Origin of the sequence: Microvirga makkahensis (genome assembly GCF_009830105.1) — a bacterium.
Classification (GTDB): domain Bacteria; phylum Pseudomonadota; class Alphaproteobacteria; order Rhizobiales; family Beijerinckiaceae; genus Microvirga; species Microvirga makkahensis.
The window spans coordinates 58,665-78,804 of record NZ_WURB01000001.1 but is presented as its reverse complement, the minus strand read 5'-3'; the positions used below and the strand labels follow the sequence as shown (position 1 = coordinate 78,804).

Genomic DNA, 20,140 nt, shown 5'->3' with positions numbered 1-20,140 from the left:
GCGCGGCTCTATGTCGGGTCATGGGGTACCTGGATCTCACAACGCTTCCTGATCATGGGGAGGTAGCCTTGGCAGAATGCCAGATAGGCGCGCACGATCGTTGAGGGATGGCGGTGCTGCCGGTAGATCAGGTGAACGGGTGACTCCGGGAACGGCCGTTCGGGAAGGACCGGAACCAAATCTCCGCTTCGGATGGCCCCGGCAGCGAGAAACGGCGGAAGCTCGGTGATGACGTCGCCTGACAGCGTACGGTCCCGGAGCTGAAGGTAATCGTTCACAGTGAAGATCGGACGGATGTCCTTGGCCTGCCCCCCGAGGTTCCACCTCACCTGAGCGTCTCCGGTCGATCCCCAGGCGGCGCAAGGATAGCGGTCGAGATCGCGTGGCTGCGCTGGCGGTCCCAGCCGTGCGATCAGGTCCGGGCTGGCGACAAGGACATGCCGGAACGAGAGAAGATGACGGGCAACGACGGTCTCGTGAACAACGGCGCCGACGCGCAGGGCGACATCGATCCCGTCCGCGAGCAGGTCGACACGCCGCTCGGTCGAGTGGACGCTGACCTGGATGTCGGGATAGCGGCGCTGGAACGCTCCGAGGAGATCCCACCACGGCTCGAACGATTGCGGCAGGGAGAGGCGCAGGCGGCCCTTGAGCCGTGTCTGCTCGTTGATGAGCGACTGCCTGGCCTCCTGCAACGCCTCAATTCCGCCGCTGGCGTGATCGTAGAGCCGCTCCCCGGCTTCCGTGACCTTCGAGCCCCGCGCGGAGCGCTCCAGGAGCTGCACGTTGAGCTGACCTTCGAGCTCCGCGATCTTGCGGCTCAGGGTCGGCAGGGGGACGCCGAGGCGCGTTGCCGCCGCCGACAGGCTGCCCGCCTGAACGACGGTGATGAACATATGTACGGCATTCAGATCCATCGCTGATGCCTACCACGCATGAGAGGCTGTCTGCCAGAACAAAGCATTCCTTCCATATGTGGATATCCTTATCTCGGAGAGGAGCATGATCGTGACATTGGAGACAACATGCATCATCCATGGAACTGCCGAATGGGGATCGCTATGGCCATCGTTTCTTCCTTGGGGCTTGGGATGCCCGCCTCCGCCCAGGATGACTTCGCGGGGCGGGAGCAGCTTCGTGCCAGTTCGGCCGAGTTCCGCAAGGACGTGATCCAGGTCACTGACGGGGTCTTCGTGGCGGTCGGGTATTCCGCGAGCAACGTGACCCTCATCCAAGGACGGGACGGATCGATCATCGTGGATACGTCGGCCAATCCGGTCGATGCGCGTGCAATCATTGAGGCTTTCGGGGTTCGGATGGTCCGGCCCGTTCGTGCCATCATCTATACCCACAACCATCCCGACCATTCCGGTGGCGCCAAGGCGTTCGCAGGCAGCGACAATCCGACGATCTACAGCCACCAGGCACTTGTCGATGCCAAGCCGGAGTTCGGTCGTGGACCGCGTGGCGGCGGCGATGCCTTCGGCACGAAGCTGCCGGGCGAGCTGTTCATCAACGCCGGCACCCAGCTCGAGTATGGCCGGGTGACACCCCATACCCGTGAAGGCTTCCTTCCCCCGACCCGCACCTTCAGCGGCGAAGAGGAGACCATCGAGGTCTCAGGGGTCCGGATGCAGCTCATCCACACGCCAGGCGAATCCCCGGAGAACATCGCTGTCTGGATCCCCGAGAAGGGCGTCCTTCTCCCGGGCGACGACTTCTACAAATCGTACCCGAACCTGTCGCCGCTTCGCGGCCTCAGCCTGCGTCCGCCGGAGAAGTGGATTGCCAGCCTCGAAAGAATGATGACCCTGGATGCCAGCTACCTCGTGCAGGGCCATATGCGCCCGGTCCTGGGCAAGGATGAGGTTCGCGAGGCCCTGACGGTCTACCGGAACGGCATCAAGACCGTGCTCGACCAGACACTCGAAGGCATCAAGCAGGGCAAGACCCCTGACGAGCTGGTCCAGGAGGTGCGGCTCTCGCCCGAGCTGGCGAAAAGCCCGTACTTGCAGGAATACTACGGCAGCGTGGCATGGACCGTTCGCGGTATCTACGCCGACTATGTGGGCTGGTTCGACGGAAACCCGACCAATATTTTCCCGCTGCCGCCGGCAGAGCGTGCCGCGAAGATGCTTGAGATGGCCGGTGGCGCCGACAGCATGCTTGCCCGCGCCCGCAAGGCGCTCGAAGCGGGCGAGTTCCAATGGGCAACCGAGCTGACCGACTACGTGTTGGCTGTCGATCCGAAGAACGTCGCGGCCAAGCGGCTCAAGGCGGCTGCACTGACGGAACTCGGGGAACGTCAGGTCAATGCCACGGCCCGCAACTACTATCTGACATCGGCACAGTTCCTGATGGCGAACTAGGCGCCCTGGATTGCCGGCGCCGCCGACGGGTTGGCAGAATGCTGGGGTCGAACAACCTTGCGACCTGATCAATGGCTGCCACTTCGCTGTCGATTTGCTTGATCTGCTGTTCCAAGGTTTGGCGCTGCTCGGTCAGCTCGGCACGCTTCTTCAACAACTCCTCAACGGCACCCGCCATCCCACACCCCGCTCGACTCAAATCGTTCAGCAGGATGCTGCACAATTGACGGCGGACATTACCGGATCAGGTCACGAAAATCTGGTGGCGTTTGCTACCGAATGCCGCTTCAATGGAACTAGGCGCGTGCGGCCCTTATTCGTTGTGGACACTTCGTCGAACAAAAGAAAAAGCCGCGATCAGATCTGCATCTGGTCGCGGCCAAGGTCATGCCTTGAAGGATCGCGGCAGGTCTCGATGAATAATGTCGATATCGTTGAAGTATTCATTGGTGTACGAATATAGTCTGTCTACGCCGACCTAAGGAGAGGGGCAACTAGACCAAACGTTCTATGTTCCAACTGTGCCTCGTTCGGAAAATTCAGCCGCTGGGACGACAGGAGCGGTGATGCTCATCGGCATTCCGAATGCTGCGGCGTGAGCGTATCCGACACGGAGAGATAACCCCAAATCGCTGTTCGGCTCCCACATGCCGCTCCCCGGGCATGACACGATCCGGGCGGATGAGCGTATTGCCGCACAACGGCGGGCGAATCTGGTGCGGACGGCGGGGGTCGAACCCGCACGGGCAGTGCCCGAGGGATTTTAAGTCCCTTGCGTCTACCGGTTTCGCCACGTCCGCATCCAAATGAGGGTTACCGATCCCGCGGCCGGAGCGCAAGCCTGCAGCGGGTCGCGAAGGCTCATTCGGGTGCGCGGAAGCCGTAGATCCAGTCGTACCGGTTCGACATGCTTTCGGGCCCGATCCACTGCATGATCCTGTCCCTGCCGAAAGCCACGATGGCGCCCGAGTGATAGATGCGCCCGTTCCGGCGCCCTTCGGCCTGGATACGCGTGACCCGCTCGAAACGGTGCTGCTCATACGCCGCGAGAGCCTCCGCCACATCCTGCGGACCATCCGCCAGGAGCGCGCCGAGGGTCGCGGCATCTTCGATGGCCAGCGCGGCGCCCTGCGCCAGGAACGGCAGGACCGGATGGGCGGCGTCGCCGAGCAGGGCGATCCGGCCTCTGGCGAGCTTCCTGATCGGGTGGCGGAACAGGGACCAGCGCAGCCATTCGCGCGGCCTGCCCAGCAATTCGCGCAGGACAGGGGTGGCGCTGCTGTAGTGGGCGAGCAGATCCTCCGCACGCCCAGGCGCCGACCAGCCGTCAACGGGGGCCTTGGCTCTTTCGATGGCGACCACGTTGACCAGATTCCCGCTGAAGATCGGATAATGAACCACGTGCCCCTTCGCTCCGAGCCAGAGGCCGGTCTCGTTCTCGGCCAGTTCCTCCGGAACGAGCCTGCGCTCGACGGTGGCGCGCCAGGCGACATAGCCGTGGAAGGTAGGGCGGTTCGTGTCGCCGACGGCATGCCTGACCTTGGACCAGACGCCGTCTGCGCCGACCACCACGTCGGCAGCGAGGCTCTCTCGCGCTCCGTTGGACGAGGTCCAGACGACTTCCGCTCGTTCGGGAGCGTTCCGCACCTCCTCGACCTTGCGCCCCGTCGCGATGCGGACCGAGGCTTCGGATCTGACGGCATCGAGCAGGATGGTCTGAAGATCGGCCCGGTGGACCACCCAATAGGGCGCACCGTAGCGCTGCTGCATATAGGTACCGAGGGCGACCTCTCCAATGGACCGTCCCGACGCGATGCCCCGCACAACTACGCGCTCAGGCACCGATGCCACCCGCCGCAGGGCGGGGGCGAGCCCCAACCTGATGAGGACGCGGCTGGCGTTGGGCGAGAGCTGGAGGCCCGCGCCCACCTCGCTGAAGCCCGTGCGGCGTTCGATGAGCGTAACTGAGTGCCCCTGGCGCGCGAAGGTCAGGGCTGCCGTCAGGCCGCCGATTCCGGCGCCGACGATGGCGATGGAGAGGCTCGGCACCTTAACGAGAGGACGGGTCGGTTGCGAAATCCGGCTCCCAGACGCATTCGGACGGGCGGGCTTCGTCGGCTTTCAGGGAGGGATCGTATTTGAACAGTGTCGAGCAATAGGAGCAGATCGTCTCGGTGTCATATCCCATGTCGATGAAGATATGGGGATGATCGAAGGGAGGCGTGGCTCCGATGCACATGAACTCCTTCGAGCCCACATGAATGACGGGAACGCCCGGATCGTTGTGGAAGTGAGGTGTGCCTTTGTCAGCCATTGCCATCGCTCTGAAGCTTAGAAATTCGCGCGCACCATAATGGCCGATGGGCCATGCGCCTAGACCCAAAATTTCCTTCCTCCGCACCCGTCTCTCTCCGGCTCCCGGCAGGGGCGGCCAAGTGCGTCCTCAAACCCGTGAAGCGCCGATCCCGTCCAGGGTGGGAGAGGGGATTTGCCGGTGCTTCGGCGCCTTCTCTGGAGGGCGCGCTGCGCCTTGACTTTGCGCCCCCACCCCGACCGCTCAGCAAAGGGGACGCATCTCTCCATCTCCACGTCATGGCCGTCCCCGGACTTGATCCGGGGATCGCTCCCGGCCATCCCTGTCCCGGGAAACCCAGCGCCATCGAGGCACGGATCCCGGCACAGGCCTGGGATGACGAGGGGATGGCAGAGAGGCCGCGGGAGACGGAGACGGGTCGGCGTCGCCAGACCGCCAAGACGATTGTCTTTGACGGGGCGGGGGCCTAGGTTGCGCCGCAATTGATCCCAACTTCCGGTCCATACATGCGCTACTTCAACTCCAGCGGCGTCAGCATCGCGTATATCGACGTTCCTCCCCACGAGGGGCGAGGCGATCCGGTTCTGCTCATTCACGGCTTCGCGTCGAACCATGCGGTGAACTGGGTCAACACGCTGTGGGTGAAGACCCTCACGCGCGAAGGATACCGCGTGATCGCGCTCGATAATCGCGGGCATGGCGAGAGCGAGAAGCTCTACGACCCAGAAGCCTACCATTCCTACCGTATGGCGGAGGACGCGTGCCGTCTGCTCGATCATCTCGGCATCGAGCGCGCAGACGTGATGGGCTATTCCATGGGCGCGCGCATCACGGCGCATCTGGCGCTGGCCTCGCCGGAGCGCATGCGCTCGGCCCTTCTGGGCGGGCTCGGCATTCATCTCGTCGACGGCGTCGGTCTTCCGCTTGGCATCGCCGACGCCATGGAGGCCCGCTCGCTGGACGAACTGACCGATCCTATGCAGCGCATGTTCCGCGCATTCGCCGAACAGACCGGGAGCGATCTCAAGGCGCTGGCCGCCTGCATCCGCGGTTCGCGCCAGGCGCTGACGAAGGAAGAGCTCGCCTCGATCAAGCTGCCGACTCTCGTTTCCGTCGGCACCAACGATGACGTGGCGGGCTCGGGTCCGGAACTCGTAAAGCTGATGCCGAACGCCACCGCGCTCGATATCCCCGGCCGCGATCATAACCTAGCCGTCGGCGACAAGGTTCACAAACAGGGCGTGCTGGAGTTTCTCGCCAGGCGCCCCTGATCGCTACGCCCTGCTCTCTTCCATGTGGAGATATCCGACCGTCCTCACGGGCCCTGTGCCGGTGATCTCGCTTCGGTGACCCGCCGTGCTCTTCCGATGGGAATGGCGTGACTGATCCCCGGATCAAGCCCGGGGATGGCCATGACGTGGAGGGGACGACGACTACAATCTTCGCCTCTCAGCTCCTGGCGCGGATCGGCGATCGCGGCCGTTGATAATAGGGTGCAGCCCAGTTTCAAAAGGAGACAAGAATGACACGACTCGACAGCGTCATCCGGCGCCTGACGGCGCAGCGCGACCTCTTGGACTGGGCAGCCCGCGAGGTCTCCGCGCAGGGACTCGTGCTCGAACTCGGCCTCGGCAACGGACGCACCTACGATCATTTGCGTGCCCGCCTGCCGGGACGGGAGATCTACGTGTTCGAACGCTCGCCAGCTGCCCATCCCGACTGCATTCCGCCGGAGGGCTATCTGATCGTCGGCGACATCTTCGAGACCCTGCCGCTCTTCACCGAGCGCTTCGGGGTGGGCTCCGCCGCGCTCATTCACAGCGACATCGGCACCGGCGACGAAGAGGCCAATCGCGTGCTCGCGCAACGCCTGTCGCCGCTGCTCGAAACCCTCCTCCAGCCGGGCGGCATGATCATTGCGGATCGTGCTTTCGATCTGCCGTCCTGCACGGATATCTCGTCCCGGACCGGCGTGGCCGAGGGGCGCTACTTCGTCTACCGGCGCTGAAGTCTCAGCGACCGGTGAAGATGGGTTTGCGCTTTTCGAGAAAGGCGGTGCGCCCCTCCACCGCGTCTGCGCTGTCGAAGCATTCGTCGGCCAGCGCGACCGGATCGGTGCTGGGATGCGCGAGCCCCATGGCCGCATCGATGGCAGCTTTCGCGGCGCGAATCGTGAGGGGCGCATTCCGGGCGATGTCCCGCGCGAGCGCGAGGGTGGTTTCCTCCAGGGCTTCATCAGGCACCACGCGCTGAACGGCACCGAGGCGCTGCGCTTCCTCGGCCGCGATGCGCCGCGCTGTGTAGAACAGGTCCTTGGCCGCCGGTGCGCCGACCGCTGCTGTCACCAGCTTCATCGCGCCCGGAGGATAGCCGACTCCGAGCCGCGCGGCGGGAATGCCGAAGATGGCGTTCTCGGAGGCGATGCGCAGGTCGCAGGAGAGCGCCAGCCCGAAGCCACCGCCGAGGCAGAAGCCGCGGATCATGGCGATCACCGGCTTCGAGCAATGGGCCACGGCCCAGAACGCAGCCTCGTTGATCGCCTCATAGCGCCGACCGCCCTCGGCATCGGCTCGCGCGGTTTCAAATTCCCCGATGTCGGCACCGGAGGCGAAGGATTCTCTTCCTTCTCCACGCAGCACGATCACACGCACGCGCTCGTCCCGGTCCAGGCCCTCGAAGATGCCCGGCAGGGCTCTCCACATGTCGAGGTCAAGGGCGTTACGCTTGGCCGGATTGTGAATGGCGAGAGTCGCGACGGAGCCGTCGATGGATGCGTTGAGCTTGGAGCTGCTCGGCGAAAAAGAGGCGTTCATAGCGTCCGGGGATCTGTGGTAAGGGGCGGGGGTTTCTTATGTATGCTCTATCGAGCGCGAGCCGGCAGGAGATTATCATGACACAGACCCGCTTGAAGTCCGGGAGCCCGGATTTTCTCGCCGGCAAGGTCGATCCGATCTGGAAGCGCCTCCGTTCCGAAGCCGAGGCCATCGTTCAGAGCGAGCCGGCTCTGGCGGGATTCGTGCTGAGCACAATTCTCCATCAGCCGAGCCTGGAGGCGGCGGTGATCCATCGGGTCGCGTCGCGGCTCGGCCATGCGGCCCTGCCGGCCGACATCATCGAACAGGTTTTCCTCGAGGCCGCGGAGCAGGACCAGAGCATCGGCCAATCGTTCCGCGCCGACATCAGCGCCGTGCTCGACCGGGACCCGGTCGTGACCCGGACGATCGAGCCCGTGCTCTACTTCAAGGGTTTTCACGCGATCCAGACCCATCGCCTCGCCCATTGGCTCTGGAGTCACGGACGGCAGGATTTCGCGCTTTACCTCCAGAGCCGCTCCTCCGAGGCGTTTCAGACGGACATCCATCCGGCCGCCCGGATCGGGCGCGGCATCTTTCTCGATCACGCCACCGGCCTCGTGGTCGGCGCCACCGCCGTCATCGAGGACAATGTGTCGATGCTTCAGGACGTGACGCTCGGCGGCACCGGCAAGGAGCGCGGCGATCGCCATCCGAAGATCAGACATGGCGTGCTGATCGGGGCCGGGGCCAAGATCCTGGGCAACATCGAAGTCGGTCATTGCGCGAGAATCGCCGCGGGCTCGGTGGTTCTCAAGCCGGTGCCGCACAATGCCACCGTGGCGGGCGTCCCGGCCAAGGTGGTCGGAACCGCCGGATGCGAGGAGCCTGCTCGCGCCATGGATCACCTTCTCTCCGAAGCGGACGGGATCTGACGGGGGAGAAGGAGGTTTCAAGGACCCAAGCCCGCTTGCCCGCGTTGGCACGCCGTGGCAATGGCTGAAGCCGGAAAACCTTAGAAAGGACCTGTAGTGGACAAATCGGAGATGGCGAAAGTGGAGCGCTACCTGCGCCAGACCTTTGCGAACCACTCGATCCGAGTGGTCGGTCGCCCGAAAAAGACCGACTCGGCGGAAGTTTACATTGGTGAGGAATTCGTCGGCGTGCTCTTCGTCGACGACGAGGACGGGGATCGTTCCTTCAACTTCACCATGGCGATCCTCGATACGGACCTCGAGGATTAAGCGGCACTTTTCGCAGCAGAACTCCCAGTTTCCGCCGCTTTCATTTGCGGAGCGAACCGGAAGCGCTTCGCACAAGGAATGAGGCGGATCGACTGACCCGCCTCATGAAATTTCGGAAGACGGGAGCCGGCATCTTGGATGTCGGCTTCGTTTTTAGCGGTTCGCTGTGGTGGTGGGTGAGGTGGCAATGCCACCCAGCGAAACCCAGCCGACCTGATCCTGGCTCTCGCGCTTGATGTAGACGTAGCCGGTGCGGCTCCAGGGAAGGATCGACGATGTCTTGTTGTCGAGCACGTAGTCGCCGCGGTTGGTCCGCACCACCAGCACCGCATGGCCTTCGCCGAGCTCGTCGATCACGACCGTCATGCGCATGGCGCGGCGCGGCAGACCGCTCTCGGCGAGAAGGCGGCGCTTCAGGAGCTGGAAGTCCTCGCAATCGCCGCGGCCGTCCTCGGCGAAATCCCAGACGTCGACGGTGCCCCAGTGATCGGCATCGGTCACCGCTTTGATCTTGGCGTTCACGCGCTGATTGATCGATACGATCGTCTTCCAGACCTGCGGGGTCAGGTCGATCTTCTCAGGCTCGTTGACGTCGACGGCGCATTCGGTGGGATTGCCGTCGCAGAATTTCATCCAGGCCAGGAGAGGCTTTGCCGCGCCAATGCTCTCGATCGGATTGCTGGCGACAGGCAGGGCGGCGAGAGTTTGAGCCTGGACAGCGTGGCCTGCGAAGACCGAGAAAGCCGAAAGGAAAGCGACTTTGACGAATGCGTGAGAGAGGGAAATCTTCTCGTTCAGACCGCTTAAGATGCCGTTCTTGAAATAATCCTGCCGCATGCCCCACCAGCCGGTTAATGTTCTTTTAACCAAACTGACATGGTTGCATTGAGGGCTCAAGCGGAAAGTAAAAGGTGAGTTAACGCGTCGCGCCCGGGAGCGGTTCCTTTATGGTTAACAAAAAGTGTTGGTTCAGACCGCAACGAGGAAAATGTTCCCCGGGACAACCGCAAGGTCGAGCTAAACGATTGGTTTTGCTTGCGCGGAGGGCCATGGAGAAGGCTTAAGTGAAAAGACTACCGCCGCTGTCGGCCCCGATTCTGTTCATGCTGCCAGCCCAACAAAAAGTTGTCCATGCCCGTGCGCCAACCCCGTGTTCGCGAACCAGTCCTCAATCTGCCGTCGGTCGTGACCGTCAGCATCCTGGCCCTGGTGGCGATCCATGCCTTCCGCATGTTCCTCCTGTCGGACGAAACCGACTTCCAGACAATCGTGGATTGGGCGGTGATCCCCGCCCGCTGGTCCGTCGCCTATGGCGGCGTGGACGGCCGGGAGATCGTCAGGATGCTCCAGGAGAGCGCCCCGGAGGATGCCCTCGAGCCGATCGCAGCTTTCGCCCTGTACGTTCTCGGAGACGGTGAAGGGCGGCCCTGGACGGCGCTGACCTATGGGCTGCTCCACGGCTCCTGGGGGCATGTGCTCATCAACTCCATCTGGCTCGCTGCCTTTGGCACGCCGATCGCCCGGCGCTGTGGAACAGGGCGGTTCCTCCTGCTCTCAGCCCTCTCCGCCGTCGGGGGCGCCGTGCTCTACGTGGGGATGAATCCGATGCAGGTTTTCCCCCTGATCGGCGCCTCGGGCGCCGTGTCCGGCCTCATGGCGGCCGCGGCATGGTTCATGTTCGCGCCGGCGGCCTGGCATTGGGAAGGGCGGCTCACCGAGCCTCACGAGCGGCCCCGCCAGCCACTCGGCAAGCTCGCCCGCAACCGGCCATTCCTGATCTTCCTCGGCGTGTGGTTCGCCACCAACTATCTGTTCGCCGTCGTCCAACCCATCGGCGTCGGAGAGGGGACCATCGCCTGGGAGGCCCACGTGGGCGGTTTCCTCGTGGGGCTTTTAGTTTTTCCCTGGCTCGATCCTCTGCCGGCGCAAGGAAGTCGCATCTCGGCTTGAAAGCGCCTTGGTTTGGTCCAATCATCCTTCCGACGGACGTAATGCCGTCTTTCATCCGCCGGAGGGAAACCATGAATGTCGATCAGATCCTTTCGCTAAAGGGACGCAATGTCGTGTCCATCGAATCGAACCGTTCGGTGAGCGAAGCGGCGCGGCTTCTCTCAGAGCAGAGGATCGGCGCTCTCGTGGTGGTGGATGGCGCACGGCCGGTTTCCGGCATTCTCTCCGAGCGCGACATTGTGCGAGCCGTCGCGGCACACGGCGCGCGTGCCCTGGACGAGCCGGTCTCGCGTTTCATGACCGGACAGGTCGTCACCTGCACGGGCCGGACCTTGGTCAACGACCTGATGGAGCTCATGACGCAGCAGAAGTTCCGGCACGTGCCCGTCGTCGAGGCCGGGCAACTCGTCGGCATCATCTCCATCGGCGACGTGGTGAAGCAGCGCGTCGAAGAGATCGAGGCGGAAAGTCAGGCAATCAAGGAGTATATCGCCACCGCCTGAGCAAGAACGCCGGTCAGGCCTCCTGGGTATCCTGAAGCAGTTCCAGGATGTCAGGCAGGGCGCGTTCCGTGGCCTGCCGCCCCAGGGCGATGCATTCCTGCGCGCGGTGGAATTCGAACAGGCCCATTCTCGCGAGCTTCGGCGCGATCATGATGTCCGGCGGGTCTCCGGCGAGGCGCGAGCGCGCGATGCGGTCCTGGGTGATGTTGAAGGCATCGACCATCACGGTCGCCATGCCCGGCGCGTTGGGTTTGCGCTGCCTGTCGGCGCGCGATCCCGAGAAGAGGGCCCATTTTCGAGGCGCTTCCTCGATGATCTCCTCGATCTCCTTCTCGTCGCTCGTATCCGTGTCGTAGGACTGGATCACCGTGCCCCGGACGCGGATTTCGCCGTTCAGGTTCACGCAGAGCACGAGATCCGCACCGAGGGCACGGGCGGCGGTGATGGGAATGGGGTTCACCAGAGCCCCGTCCATGAGCCAGCGCCCGCCGACGAGCACAGGATCGAACACGCCGGGGAGGGCGTAGGACGCCCGCATGGCCTGAACGAGCGGACCGCGGGTCAGCCAGATCTCGTGGCCGCTCGTGAGCTCCGTGGCGATGGTGCAGAACTTGATGGGCAGGTTCTCGACGCGGCGGTCCATGAGGTCCTGGTCGAGGAGGCGCTGCAGGCGCCCGCCCGCGATCAGGCCCGCTCCGCTGAAGTGGAAATCGAGCAGGCCCATGACACGGCGCTTGGTGAGCGACAGGGCGAAGGCCTCAAGCTCGTCGAGCTTGCCCGCGGCATAGCAGCCGCCGACCACCGCTCCGATCGAGCATCCGGCGATCACGTCCGGGACGATTCCCGCCTCCTCGAGGACCCTCAGAACGCCGATATGGGACCAGCCCCGGGCTGCGCCGCCCCCGAGAGCCAGCCCGATCTTCATCTTCGCCCGCGGAGCCCGCTCCACAGCCTGCTTGACCTCCTCGATCCCTCCGCCGCCGCCCGCTCCGGCGCTGCGTCGGGCAATCCCGTCCCATAACATGGCTCAACTCCAAGGCCGCTCGTTCCATTCATGCGCCAAGGTCGTGAAGGCTGAATGAACGCTGCCCTACAGTTTCACTTAGGTCGGGTTGCCGAAAACTGAACGGTAGCGGGGTGCAGAGCTATCTGCGACAATCTTCCGATGGCGATGGAGAAGGCGATCGCCATCGGGTGCGAGGCCATTTGAGGCCGCTGATGACGTTAGGGAACCTTTCAAACCTGAAAAGCTGTGCGAGAATGATGAGCCAGGCTGCTCATCCTCTCCCATGCCATCACCGGACCCGTGCCGGTGATCCGGCTTCTGTAAAGCGCCGCGCCCATCCGATTTGGATGGCCGGGACGCGTCCGCCCATATCGAAGGGACCGTGTTACTCTTGGACGAGACTGGGCGTCCCGCCCGTGCTCTCTACCTTGCGGTAGAAACAGGAGCGGCGGCCCGTGTGGCAGCAGCCGCCGTCGCCCGCCACATTGACCTTGAGCCACAGGGCGTCCTGGTCGCAATCCACGCGAATCTCCACGATGGTCTGGATCTGCCCGCTCGTCGCGCCCTTGTGCCAGAGCTCGCCGCGGGAGCGCGACCAGTACCAGGCCTCGCCGGTCTCAAGGGTCTTGGCGAGAGCCTCCGCGTTCATGTGCGCGACCATCAGAAGCTCGCCGGTCGCCGCGTCCGTCGTTACGCAGGTGACGAGCCCGTCTGCGCCAAAACGCGGGGTGAGGGCGGAACCCTCTTCGAGATCGGCCTTGGAGCCTGGGGCGGGAAAGGAGCTGGGACAGGAGGCGCACATGGAAGTCTCTGGAGGCGGGGAATCGAGCCTCAAGCCTTACCGTGTCTCACCAGCGTAAGGAAGCGGACCTGTTCGGCGGGATCATCCTTGAAGACGCCGGTGAACTGGGTCGTGAGTGTCATGGCGCCTGCCTTCTGCACGCCGCGCATGGACATGCACATGTGCTCGGCCTCGATCATCACGGCCACGCCCCGGGGCTCGAGCGCCTGTTCCATGGCGGTCGCGATCTGCGACGTCATGGTTTCCTGGGTCTGGAGGCGGCGGCCATAGACTTCCACGAGACGGGCGAGCTTGGACAGGCCTACCACACCCTTCGTCGGATAATAGGCGATGTGCGCCATGCCGTAGAACGGCACCATATGGTGCTCGCAATGGGAGTAGAAGGGGATGTCGCGCACGAGCACGATGTCGTCGTAGCCCTCGACCTCCGCGAAGATTTTATTCAGGACATCCTTTGGATCGTCCTCGTATCCGGAGTAGAATTCCTTGAAAGCCTTTACCACACGCTTCGGCGTCTCCAGGAGCCCCTCCCGCTGCGGATTGTCGCCCGCCCAGCGGATCAGGGTGCGAACAGCCGCTTCGGCCTCCTCCCGGGTGGGGCGTTCGTTCGGCTTGTCGGCGGCTGGAATCAGACGCGGTGACAAGGACTTAACCACATCGTTCACGTGGAGCCTCTTTCTCACTATAGAACTCTCTGGAAGCAGGGGATGCTCCCGGCCTTTCCGCTCCCGCCTTCCGCTATAAGCCAACACGCAGCCTGTCGCGGAGTTCGGTCATGGTGCTTATATAGAGAATGTGGAGCACATTCCCATTTGTGATGTCTAGACCGGAATGCTGAACGATATTTATAACCGCCGCATCCTGGAGCTTGCGGCCAATATTCCTCATCTCGGGCGGCTGCCCGAGCCGGATGCGTCGGCGACGGCTCGTTCCAGGCTTTGCGGCTCCACCGTGACGGTTGACCTGAAATTGGACGGCGACGTGGTGACGGCCTTCGCCCACGACGTGAAGGCCTGCGCGCTCGGCCAAGCCTCCTCCGCCATTATGGGGCGGCACGTGATCGGCTCGACGGCGGGCGAGCTGCGGCAGGTGAGAGAGGCGGCGACCCGTCTCCTGAAGGCTGGCGGCGAACCGCCGCAGGGCAAGTGGGAGGACTTAAAGGTCCTGGAGCCTCTGCGGGAGTACAAGGCCCGTCACGCGTCGATTCTTCTCACCTTCGACGCGGTGGTCGATGCCCTCGACCGGATCGAGGCGCGGCGGCCCGGGGAGCTGGAGTGATGCCGAGCCCCGTCCAGCGGGCGGCCCACTGGGCGATCCGGGGCTATCAGCTCAGCCTCTCGGGACTCGTCGGCCGCCAGTGCCGGCATCTGCCGTCCTGCTCCGAGTACACGGACGAGGCCATTCAGAAGCACGGTTTCTGGGCCGGAGGATGGATGGGCTTCGCCCGGATCTGCCGTTGCGGGCCGTTCGGCACTCGCGGCATCGACCTCGTTCCCGAAACATTGCCCGACGGCTCAGGCTGGTATAAGCCGTGGGCCTACGGTCGCTGGCGGGGCGTGAACGCGCCGGATATTCCTTCTGCGATCACATGCGAGGCGGTTGCGCCTGACGACCGCCGCACTTCCTAAACCCCCAATCGTGGGGACTACGCTTACCTGCTTCGTTGGCAGGAGTGAGCCAAGGAGACCTTGTGAGATGATTACCCTGACATTTCCCGATGGCGCCCAGCGCCAATATGCCCCCGGCACCACCGGCCGCGAGATCGTGGAGGGCATTGCCAAGTCGCTCGCAAAGCGCACTGTCGCCATGACTCTCGACGGCACCGTGACCGATCTCGCCGATCCGATCACGAAGGATGGTAGGATCGAGTTTCTCAACCGCGAGGATCCGCGCGCGCTGGAGCTGATCCGGCACGATTGCGCGCACGTGCTGGCGGAAGCCGTGCAGGAGCTTTTCCCGGGAACGCAGGTGACCATCGGTCCCGTGATCGAGAACGGCTTCTATTACGATTTCGCCCGCAACGAGCCCTTCACCCCCGAGGATTTCCCGGCCATCGAGGCGAAGATGCGCGAGATCATCGCGCGCGACAAACCCTTCACGAAGGAAATCTGGAGCCGCGACAAGGCCAAGCAGATCTTCAAGGAAAAGGGCGAGACCTACAAGGTCGAGCTCGTCGACGCGATTCCCGAGGGCCAGGACCTCAAGATCTACTTCCAGGGCGATTGGTTCGACCTGTGCCGCGGTCCGCACATGACCTCCACGGGCAAGATCGGTAATGCGTTCAAGCTTATGAAGGTGGCGGGCGCCTACTGGCGCGGCGACTCGAACAACGCGATGCTCACCCGCATCTATGCGACCGCCTGGGCCTCCCAGGAGGACCTCGACAACTATATCCGGCAGCTCGAGGAGGCCGAGAAGCGCGACCACCGCCGCCTGGGCCGCGAGATGGACCTGTTCCACTTCCAGGAGGAGGGACCGGGCGTCGTCTTCTGGCATCCCAAGGGCTGGACGGTGTTTCAGGAGCTGATCTCCTACATGCGCCGGCGCCTGAAGGGCGACTACAAGGAGGTCAACGCGCCGCAGATCCTCGACAAGGCGTTGTGGGAGACCTCCGGTCACTGGGGTTGGTACCGCGAGAACATGTTCGCGACGCAGACCGAGGATGACCGCGTCTTCGCGATCAAGCCGATGAACTGCCCGGGCCACGTGCAGATCTTCAAACACGGCCTGAAGTCCTATCGCGACTTGCCGCTTCGCCTCGCCGAGTTCGGCAACGTGCATCGCTACGAGCCGTCGGGCGCGCTGCACGGGCTCATGCGCGTGCGCGGCTTCACGCAGGACGACGCGCATATCTTCTGCACGGAAGACCAACTCGCCGACGAGTGCCTGAAGATCAACGACCTGATCCTCTCGACCTATGCCGATTTCGGGTTCGACGAGATCGTCGTGAAGCTCTCCACGCGGCCTGAGAAGCGCGTCGGCACCGACGAGATGTGGGACCACGCCGAGGAGGTGATGACCCGCGTTCTCAAGCAGATCGAGGAGCAGTCGGGCGGACGCATCAAGACCGCGATCAACCCGGGCGAGGGCGCGTTCTACGGGCCGAAATTCGAATACGTGCTGCGTGATGCCATCGGCCGCGACTGGCAGTGCGGCACCACGCAGGTGGACTTCAACCTGCCGGAGCGGTTCGGCGCGTTCTATGTCGACCAGGACGGCCAGAAGAAGACCCCCGTCATGGTGCACCGCGCGATCTGCGGCTCCATGGAGCGCTTCACCGGCATCCTGATCGAACACTTCGCCGGGCACTTCCCGCTCTGGCTCGCGCCGGTACAGGCGGTCGTGGCCACCATCACCTCCGAGGGCGACGAATACGCCATGGAAGTGGTGAGGGCCGCGGAGGCGATGGGTTTGCGCGTCGAGGCCGATCTTCGCAACGAGAAGATCAATTACAAGGTCCGCGAGCATTCCCTGGTGAAGGTGCCGGTGCTGCTCGTGGTCGGCCGGAAGGAGGCGGCCGAGCGCACGGTGTCGATCCGCCGTCTCGGTAGCCCCAATCAGCAGACCATGTCGCTCGACGATGCGTTGCGGGCACTCGCGCTGGAGGCGATCACGCCGGACCGCAGGCGCGTCGCCAAGGCGGTGTCCGAACCGGACGCGCACGCCACTCTCGACGGTCATCATGTGGTCGAGCGGACGGTTGCGTGAGGTAGGTCAATCAACTCCTCCCCTCTCGATGGGAGGAGTTGAAATTCTTGTGCTTGAGGTTGGACCGCCCGGCTTGCAGCATCGAAGGTGTACCTAAGTCCTGTAGACCGCGTGCAGCACACCATTCCTTTCTTCGATCCGGAAGTCGTCTGGATTTGCGACAAACGGGGCGATCCGTTGATGAGGCGTAACGTTAGGATCTAGGTCGAGTCCGAAATACTCTTTGGCCCAAGTCGGATTGACATAAAAAAGGCTGATGGCATCAAAACGCACGCCTTCGACGCGTGCGATGAAGTCGTACTCGAAGTCTGTCTCCCCAGCATAGTACAGGGCGATTTTGCCGCTCCAATCGAGAGTATAGCTGCCATCGGGCTGACGGCTGTGAAGGTGAATCTTGTGATCTGCGACGGCGTCATGCCCAAGGAGATAGATGCCGAATGCCTGCTCTTGGAAAAAATTATTCCAGTCAACAGGAAGCGGGTTGGCGGAAAAATAATATTCGTCGCAGGTAAAATCGAAAGGTTTGGTTCCATCCGAAACGGGAATTCCCGGTGCGGATGACGTCTGGCTCGGCCCTATCCAGCACTTGTTATAGTTGTTCCAGACGACCCTCGACCTCCAATCGTCGCTACTCGCATCATCATCATCTTCGTTTTCTTCGCCTGCTGCTAAATGCGTCCCGTCTTTCGCGTAGTAGTCTTCTGTCGTTAGCTCAAAGCACATAGCCAATGCAGGACTGCGCCGGGAGGCATCAGAAATGTAGCTTCCATACTGAGGATGGAGAAGCGCAGTCCAATTGAAGGACGCGATCTGATGCCCATTCGGCCAAGGACTGCCCGGAAAATAAATGCGGCCCCTGATGCCATTATCATTGTCGGTCATGGAGCGCACATTCAATGAACATCCAGCCACAGAGGATGAGAAGATACGATATATTATACTCGAATCTTCTCAGTGGCTCAAGATGACTTTGAAGTCATGCTCGATCGACAGTGGTCCTCGTCTTGATCACTCGCTCGTCTGCCGCTGACGCCCGCTCTTGCGTCCGCCCGACGCCGAACCTGCGGTAGCGCCTGCGGTGCCGCTGCCCGGATTGCCGCTCATTGCGACCGCATCGCCTGCTTCGGTGCCGGTGGTGTGCCCGCCCTGCCTCTGGCCGACGCGCAGGTTGTTCTGCACATGCGCGACGCCCGACACGGATTCGGCGATGTCCTCGGCCCAGCGCTTCTCGTTGCGGTCCCGCACGGTGCCGGTGAGGGTGACCTCGCGGTTCTGCACCACCACCTCGATTTCCGATGCATCGACGCGCACGTCGTCGCCGAGGCGCTCGCTCACGTCCTCGCGGATGCGGTCGTCGGAACGCTGGTAGTTCCGCGGTCCGCGCCCACGGTGATCCTCGCGGCGAACCTCGCCGCGGCTCGCGGTGGCGTCGTTGCCGAAGCGGGTGTTGCCGGGGCCGACGCCATAATTGCTGTGGTCGCGGCGCTCGTTCACGAGGCTCCAGGTGCGCTCGCGATCCTGCATGAGACGGTCGCTCTCGCTGCTGTCGTCGCCGGGGCGGGCGCGCTCGCCCGTGATGGTGGACGCGCCGTAGCGCTTCGGATGATAGCCGCGTCCGGCGGAGCCGCGGCCCGCATATTCGTCGCCGTAGCTCTGATAGCCCTCGCCGCCGAAGCCGCCGCGCATCCGCGCATCGCGCATGCCTTCCTCGCCGGGATGGCCGAAGCTGCCGAACGCCGCCCGCACGTCGTCCTCGTCGCGGAAGCGGAACTCGACGCCGCCGCGCCTTTCGTCGCGCTCCGCTGTTCTGCGGCCGCTCTCGCGGTAATCGTGCGGGCGATGGCGCCAATCGTCATCCTCGCGCCCCAAACGCCGGTCCAGCTCCCGCCGCTCGTCATTGCTCAGCCGTGCCTGACCGCCACGGGTCTGGTCGGCGCGCGCCGAGGTCGGCGTGCCCGTGCGGTCGGGTTCGGACGGAGTGGAGATGCGGTGCAGGGCGCGCGACGCGTCGCTTTCGCTGTCGGTGGCGAGATCCCCCAGCGCGACAATGCCGACGAGGTGCTTGTCGTGATCGACCACGGGAAGGCGGCGGATCTGGTGATCGCTCATCAGCTGGACGATATGACCGACGTCGTCGTCGTCGAAGCACCACCAGACATCGTCCGTCATGACGTCGCGCACGCGGGTCGTGTCCGGCGGAAGTCCCGCCGCCGTGGCGCGAATGGTGATGTCCCTATCCGTGATCATGCCGCGCAAGCGCCGCCCGTCGCAGACGGGCAGCACGCCGACATTCATCTCGTCCATCAGGCGCGCGGCCTCCTGGATGGTTCTGTCGGGCGAGACCACGCGCACGTTGCGGGTCATGATGTCTGAAATCCTCATGAGCTTCATCCCTCGCAAGGTCACGCCTTGGCCTCGAACCCGAAAGCGGAATCCGCGTGATGCGCGAGAGGTTGGAACGCATGCCCGGCGCGACCGAATGTGTCCGGTCAATGCGGGGAGGGTGAAAAGGTTCAGGGATTGTCGGTCACGAGAACCTCGACGTCCCGGTCGAGGCCGCTCTCGACCTTGAAGTCCTTCGTGTAGACCTTTCCCTCGTGACGGGCGATCAGAACGTATTCGCCTTCCGCGAGCGTCACGGACGGGAACGCGCCGATGGCCTCGCGGATCACGTCGCCGCCGGGAGTCAGCACGCTGAAGGCCGTGCCTGCGAAGGCCTCTCCGCCCTCCGAGGCGACGAGCTTGAGCGTCATGGTGGCCGCACGGTGATTGAGGGTCGCTTCCGTGACCTTGCCCGCTTCGACCTTCAGGTCGGAGCGCATGATGGCGTTGGCATCTCCATAGGTGGACACCACGTGGTAGGTGCCCTCCGGCAGGCGGATCATCTCGTTCTGCTTAGCGTTGGCGATGACGAGCTTGCCTTCCGAGTTCTGGGCCTCCGGTACATAGATCGAGAACGACATGCGGTTCGCGGGAATGGGGGTCTCGCCGACGGCGCCCCTGAGCTTGAGCGCGCCCGCGCTGACAACGAGGCGCTCGTTCAAATTTCCCGATTGGACGCTGATGCGCTTCGATGCGCTGGCGAAGCCGTAGGTCACATGCACGATGTAGTTGCCAGGGGCCAGGGTGAAGCTGGGGGTGGGGCTGCCGGAGCGGGCGACGATGTTCGGGTGGGAGGTGTCACCCCGATCCTCGAAGACGCGCCAGATCAGGCCGGAGCGGATCGGCTCGTTGCTCTCGGAGAAGACGGCGCTCGCACTGACCGATACCTGCTTCAGGGGAAGCGAGGGGGGAGGGGTCTGCGAGAGAGAAGGCACGCTGGGGGGCGTCTGGCCGAAGGGCTGAGGCGATCCGCCGAGGGGCTGAGTCAGGGTCTGGGCTGAAGCCGTCGCGGTCGTCAGCGACGTCAGAAGGAGCAGGATCGGAAGGCGAGTGTTCAGGAACGTCATCAT

At 63.6% G+C, this 20,140-nt stretch carries 22 protein-coding genes and 1 tRNA gene; 11 read left to right on the top strand and 12 right to left on the bottom strand.

Annotation, left to right across the window (positions count from 1 at the left end; all coding sequences use genetic code 11):
- Positions 1–8 precede the first annotated feature (8 nt).
- Positions 9–917, bottom strand: a complete 909-nt coding sequence (locus GR328_RS00465; RefSeq protein ID WP_160882569.1) for a LysR family transcriptional regulator — start codon at positions 915–917, stop codon at positions 9–11.
- Between the two features lie 144 nt (positions 918–1,061).
- Here GR328_RS00465 and GR328_RS00460 point away from each other — a divergent pair, with 144 nt between their 5' ends.
- Positions 1,062–2,369, top strand: a complete 1,308-nt coding sequence (locus GR328_RS00460) for an alkyl/aryl-sulfatase (protein ID WP_205789634.1) — start codon at positions 1,062–1,064, stop codon at positions 2,367–2,369.
- 10 nt (positions 2,370–2,379) lie between these two features.
- On the top strand, positions 2,380–2,832 hold the full coding sequence (locus GR328_RS00455) for a hypothetical protein (protein WP_160882568.1): 453 nt from the start codon (positions 2,380–2,382) through the stop codon (positions 2,830–2,832).
- A gap of 251 nt (positions 2,833–3,083) precedes the next feature.
- On the opposite strand, the gene GR328_RS00450 is transcribed toward GR328_RS00455, so the two are convergent.
- From GR328_RS00450 to GR328_RS00440, 3 genes are all read right to left on the bottom strand, one after another.
- A tRNA-Leu gene (locus GR328_RS00450) sits at positions 3,084–3,169 on the bottom strand.
- 61 nt (positions 3,170–3,230) lie between these two features.
- Entirely contained in the window at positions 3,231–4,418 is a 1,188-nt protein-coding gene (locus tag GR328_RS00445; protein ID WP_160882567.1) for an FAD-dependent oxidoreductase, read from the bottom strand.
- Between the two features lies 1 nt (position 4,419).
- Positions 4,420–4,683 (bottom strand): zinc-finger domain-containing protein, encoded by a 264-nt coding sequence (locus GR328_RS00440; protein WP_160882566.1) that lies wholly within the window; start codon positions 4,681–4,683, stop codon positions 4,420–4,422.
- A gap of 506 nt (positions 4,684–5,189) precedes the next feature.
- Between GR328_RS00440 and GR328_RS00435 the strand changes: the two genes are divergently transcribed.
- On the top strand, positions 5,190–5,954 hold the full coding sequence (locus GR328_RS00435; RefSeq protein ID WP_160882997.1) for an alpha/beta fold hydrolase: 765 nt from the start codon (positions 5,190–5,192) through the stop codon (positions 5,952–5,954).
- 251 nt (positions 5,955–6,205) lie between these two features.
- The gene (locus GR328_RS00430) at positions 6,206–6,691 is read left to right on the top strand and encodes a class I SAM-dependent methyltransferase (RefSeq protein WP_160882565.1); all 486 of its coding nucleotides are present in this window, start codon (positions 6,206–6,208) and stop codon (positions 6,689–6,691) included.
- A gap of 4 nt (positions 6,692–6,695) precedes the next feature.
- Here GR328_RS00430 and GR328_RS00425 read toward each other — a convergent pair whose 3' ends face one another.
- Positions 6,696–7,496, bottom strand: coding sequence for an enoyl-CoA hydratase (locus GR328_RS00425; RefSeq protein WP_160882564.1), 801 nt, complete (start codon positions 7,494–7,496; stop codon positions 6,696–6,698).
- A 77-nt stretch (positions 7,497–7,573) separates the two neighbouring features.
- Between GR328_RS00425 and cysE the strand changes: the two genes are divergently transcribed.
- Both cysE and GR328_RS00415 read left to right on the top strand, forming a co-directional pair.
- Positions 7,574–8,410, top strand: coding sequence for a serine O-acetyltransferase (gene cysE / locus GR328_RS00420; RefSeq protein WP_160882563.1), 837 nt, complete (start codon positions 7,574–7,576; stop codon positions 8,408–8,410).
- Between the two features lie 111 nt (positions 8,411–8,521).
- Positions 8,522–8,719, top strand: a complete 198-nt coding sequence (locus tag GR328_RS00415; RefSeq protein ID WP_201752112.1) for a DUF3126 family protein — start codon at positions 8,522–8,524, stop codon at positions 8,717–8,719.
- Positions 8,720–8,872: 153 nt separating this feature from the next.
- Here GR328_RS00415 and GR328_RS00410 read toward each other — a convergent pair whose 3' ends face one another.
- Positions 8,873–9,556: a transglutaminase-like cysteine peptidase gene (locus GR328_RS00410; RefSeq protein WP_160882562.1), complete on the bottom strand. Its 684-nt coding sequence runs from the start codon at positions 9,554–9,556 to the stop codon at positions 8,873–8,875.
- Between the two features lie 294 nt (positions 9,557–9,850).
- On the opposite strand from GR328_RS00410, the gene GR328_RS00405 reads away from it, so the two are divergent.
- Together GR328_RS00405 and GR328_RS00400 are read left to right on the top strand one after the other, a co-directional pair.
- Positions 9,851–10,669, top strand: a complete 819-nt coding sequence (locus tag GR328_RS00405; protein WP_160882561.1) for a rhomboid family intramembrane serine protease — start codon at positions 9,851–9,853, stop codon at positions 10,667–10,669.
- 71 nt (positions 10,670–10,740) lie between these two features.
- Positions 10,741–11,172, top strand: coding sequence for a CBS domain-containing protein (locus GR328_RS00400; RefSeq protein WP_160882560.1), 432 nt, complete (start codon positions 10,741–10,743; stop codon positions 11,170–11,172).
- Between the two features lie 13 nt (positions 11,173–11,185).
- On the opposite strand, the gene GR328_RS00395 is transcribed toward GR328_RS00400, so the two are convergent.
- The 3 genes from GR328_RS00395 to folE form a co-directional block, all read right to left on the bottom strand.
- Positions 11,186–12,196 carry a patatin-like phospholipase family protein gene (locus tag GR328_RS00395; RefSeq protein WP_160882559.1) on the bottom strand — a complete coding sequence of 337 codons (1,011 nt, stop codon included), beginning with the start codon at positions 12,194–12,196 and terminating at the stop codon, positions 11,186–11,188.
- 367 nt (positions 12,197–12,563) lie between these two features.
- A complete protein-coding gene (hisI, locus tag GR328_RS00390; protein WP_160882558.1) occupies positions 12,564–12,980 on the bottom strand; it encodes a phosphoribosyl-AMP cyclohydrolase in 417 nt (138 codons plus the stop codon).
- A gap of 29 nt (positions 12,981–13,009) precedes the next feature.
- Positions 13,010–13,645 (bottom strand): GTP cyclohydrolase I FolE, encoded by a 636-nt coding sequence (gene folE / locus GR328_RS00385; protein ID WP_160882557.1) that lies wholly within the window; start codon positions 13,643–13,645, stop codon positions 13,010–13,012.
- Positions 13,646–13,811: 166 nt separating this feature from the next.
- On the opposite strand from folE, the gene GR328_RS00380 reads away from it, so the two are divergent.
- From GR328_RS00380 to thrS, 3 genes are all read left to right on the top strand, one after another.
- Positions 13,812–14,258: an iron-sulfur cluster assembly scaffold protein gene (locus GR328_RS00380; protein WP_160882556.1), complete on the top strand. Its 447-nt coding sequence runs from the start codon at positions 13,812–13,814 to the stop codon at positions 14,256–14,258.
- Positions 14,258–14,608, top strand: a complete 351-nt coding sequence (gene yidD / locus GR328_RS00375) for a membrane protein insertion efficiency factor YidD (RefSeq protein WP_160882555.1) — start codon at positions 14,258–14,260, stop codon at positions 14,606–14,608. Before GR328_RS00380 ends, yidD begins: the two co-directional genes overlap by 1 nt.
- 67 nt (positions 14,609–14,675) lie before the next feature.
- Complete coding sequence (gene thrS, locus GR328_RS00370; RefSeq protein WP_160882554.1) at positions 14,676–16,688, top strand: threonine--tRNA ligase; 2,013 nt, start codon at positions 14,676–14,678, stop codon at positions 16,686–16,688.
- A 93-nt stretch (positions 16,689–16,781) separates the two neighbouring features.
- Here thrS and GR328_RS00365 read toward each other — a convergent pair whose 3' ends face one another.
- From GR328_RS00365 to GR328_RS00350, 3 genes are all read right to left on the bottom strand, one after another.
- Positions 16,782–17,570, bottom strand: coding sequence for a hypothetical protein (locus GR328_RS00365; protein ID WP_160882553.1), 789 nt, complete (start codon positions 17,568–17,570; stop codon positions 16,782–16,784).
- A gap of 126 nt (positions 17,571–17,696) precedes the next feature.
- Entirely contained in the window at positions 17,697–19,070 is a 1,374-nt protein-coding gene (locus GR328_RS27040) for a CBS domain-containing protein (RefSeq protein WP_246215617.1), read from the bottom strand.
- A gap of 131 nt (positions 19,071–19,201) precedes the next feature.
- Positions 19,202–20,140 carry a hypothetical protein gene (locus GR328_RS00350; protein ID WP_246215616.1) on the bottom strand — a complete coding sequence of 313 codons (939 nt, stop codon included), beginning with the start codon at positions 20,138–20,140 and terminating at the stop codon, positions 19,202–19,204.

Coding starts and splice junctions, on each gene's coding strand:
- GR328_RS00465 (WP_160882569.1), bottom strand. CDS start 917: ATGGATCTGAATGCCGTACATATGTTCATCACCGTCGTTCAGGCGGGC.
- GR328_RS00460 (WP_205789634.1), top strand. CDS start 1,062: ATGGCCATCGTTTCTTCCTTGGGGCTTGGGATGCCCGCCTCCGCCCAG.
- GR328_RS00440 (WP_160882566.1), bottom strand. CDS start 4,683: ATGGCTGACAAAGGCACACCTCACTTCCACAACGATCCGGGCGTTCCC.
- GR328_RS00435 (WP_160882997.1), top strand. CDS start 5,190: ATGCGCTACTTCAACTCCAGCGGCGTCAGCATCGCGTATATCGACGTT.
- GR328_RS00430 (WP_160882565.1), top strand. CDS start 6,206: ATGACACGACTCGACAGCGTCATCCGGCGCCTGACGGCGCAGCGCGAC.
- GR328_RS00425 (WP_160882564.1), bottom strand. CDS start 7,496: ATGAACGCCTCTTTTTCGCCGAGCAGCTCCAAGCTCAACGCATCCATC.
- cysE (WP_160882563.1), top strand. CDS start 7,574: ATGACACAGACCCGCTTGAAGTCCGGGAGCCCGGATTTTCTCGCCGGC.
- GR328_RS00415 (WP_201752112.1), top strand. CDS start 8,522: ATGGCGAAAGTGGAGCGCTACCTGCGCCAGACCTTTGCGAACCACTCG.
- GR328_RS00410 (WP_160882562.1), bottom strand. CDS start 9,556: ATGCGGCAGGATTATTTCAAGAACGGCATCTTAAGCGGTCTGAACGAG.
- GR328_RS00405 (WP_160882561.1), top strand. CDS start 9,851: ATGCCCGTGCGCCAACCCCGTGTTCGCGAACCAGTCCTCAATCTGCCG.
- GR328_RS00400 (WP_160882560.1), top strand. CDS start 10,741: ATGAATGTCGATCAGATCCTTTCGCTAAAGGGACGCAATGTCGTGTCC.
- GR328_RS00395 (WP_160882559.1), bottom strand. CDS start 12,196: ATGTTATGGGACGGGATTGCCCGACGCAGCGCCGGAGCGGGCGGCGGC.
- hisI (WP_160882558.1), bottom strand. CDS start 12,980: ATGTGCGCCTCCTGTCCCAGCTCCTTTCCCGCCCCAGGCTCCAAGGCC.
- GR328_RS00380 (WP_160882556.1), top strand. CDS start 13,812: ATGCTGAACGATATTTATAACCGCCGCATCCTGGAGCTTGCGGCCAAT.
- yidD (WP_160882555.1), top strand. CDS start 14,258: ATGCCGAGCCCCGTCCAGCGGGCGGCCCACTGGGCGATCCGGGGCTAT.
- thrS (WP_160882554.1), top strand. CDS start 14,676: ATGATTACCCTGACATTTCCCGATGGCGCCCAGCGCCAATATGCCCCC.
- GR328_RS00365 (WP_160882553.1), bottom strand. CDS start 17,570: ATGACCGACAATGATAATGGCATCAGGGGCCGCATTTATTTTCCGGGC.
- GR328_RS27040 (WP_246215617.1), bottom strand. CDS start 19,070: ATGAGGATTTCAGACATCATGACCCGCAACGTGCGCGTGGTCTCGCCC.
- GR328_RS00350 (WP_246215616.1), bottom strand. CDS start 20,140: ATGATGACGTTCCTGAACACTCGCCTTCCGATCCTGCTCCTTCTGACG.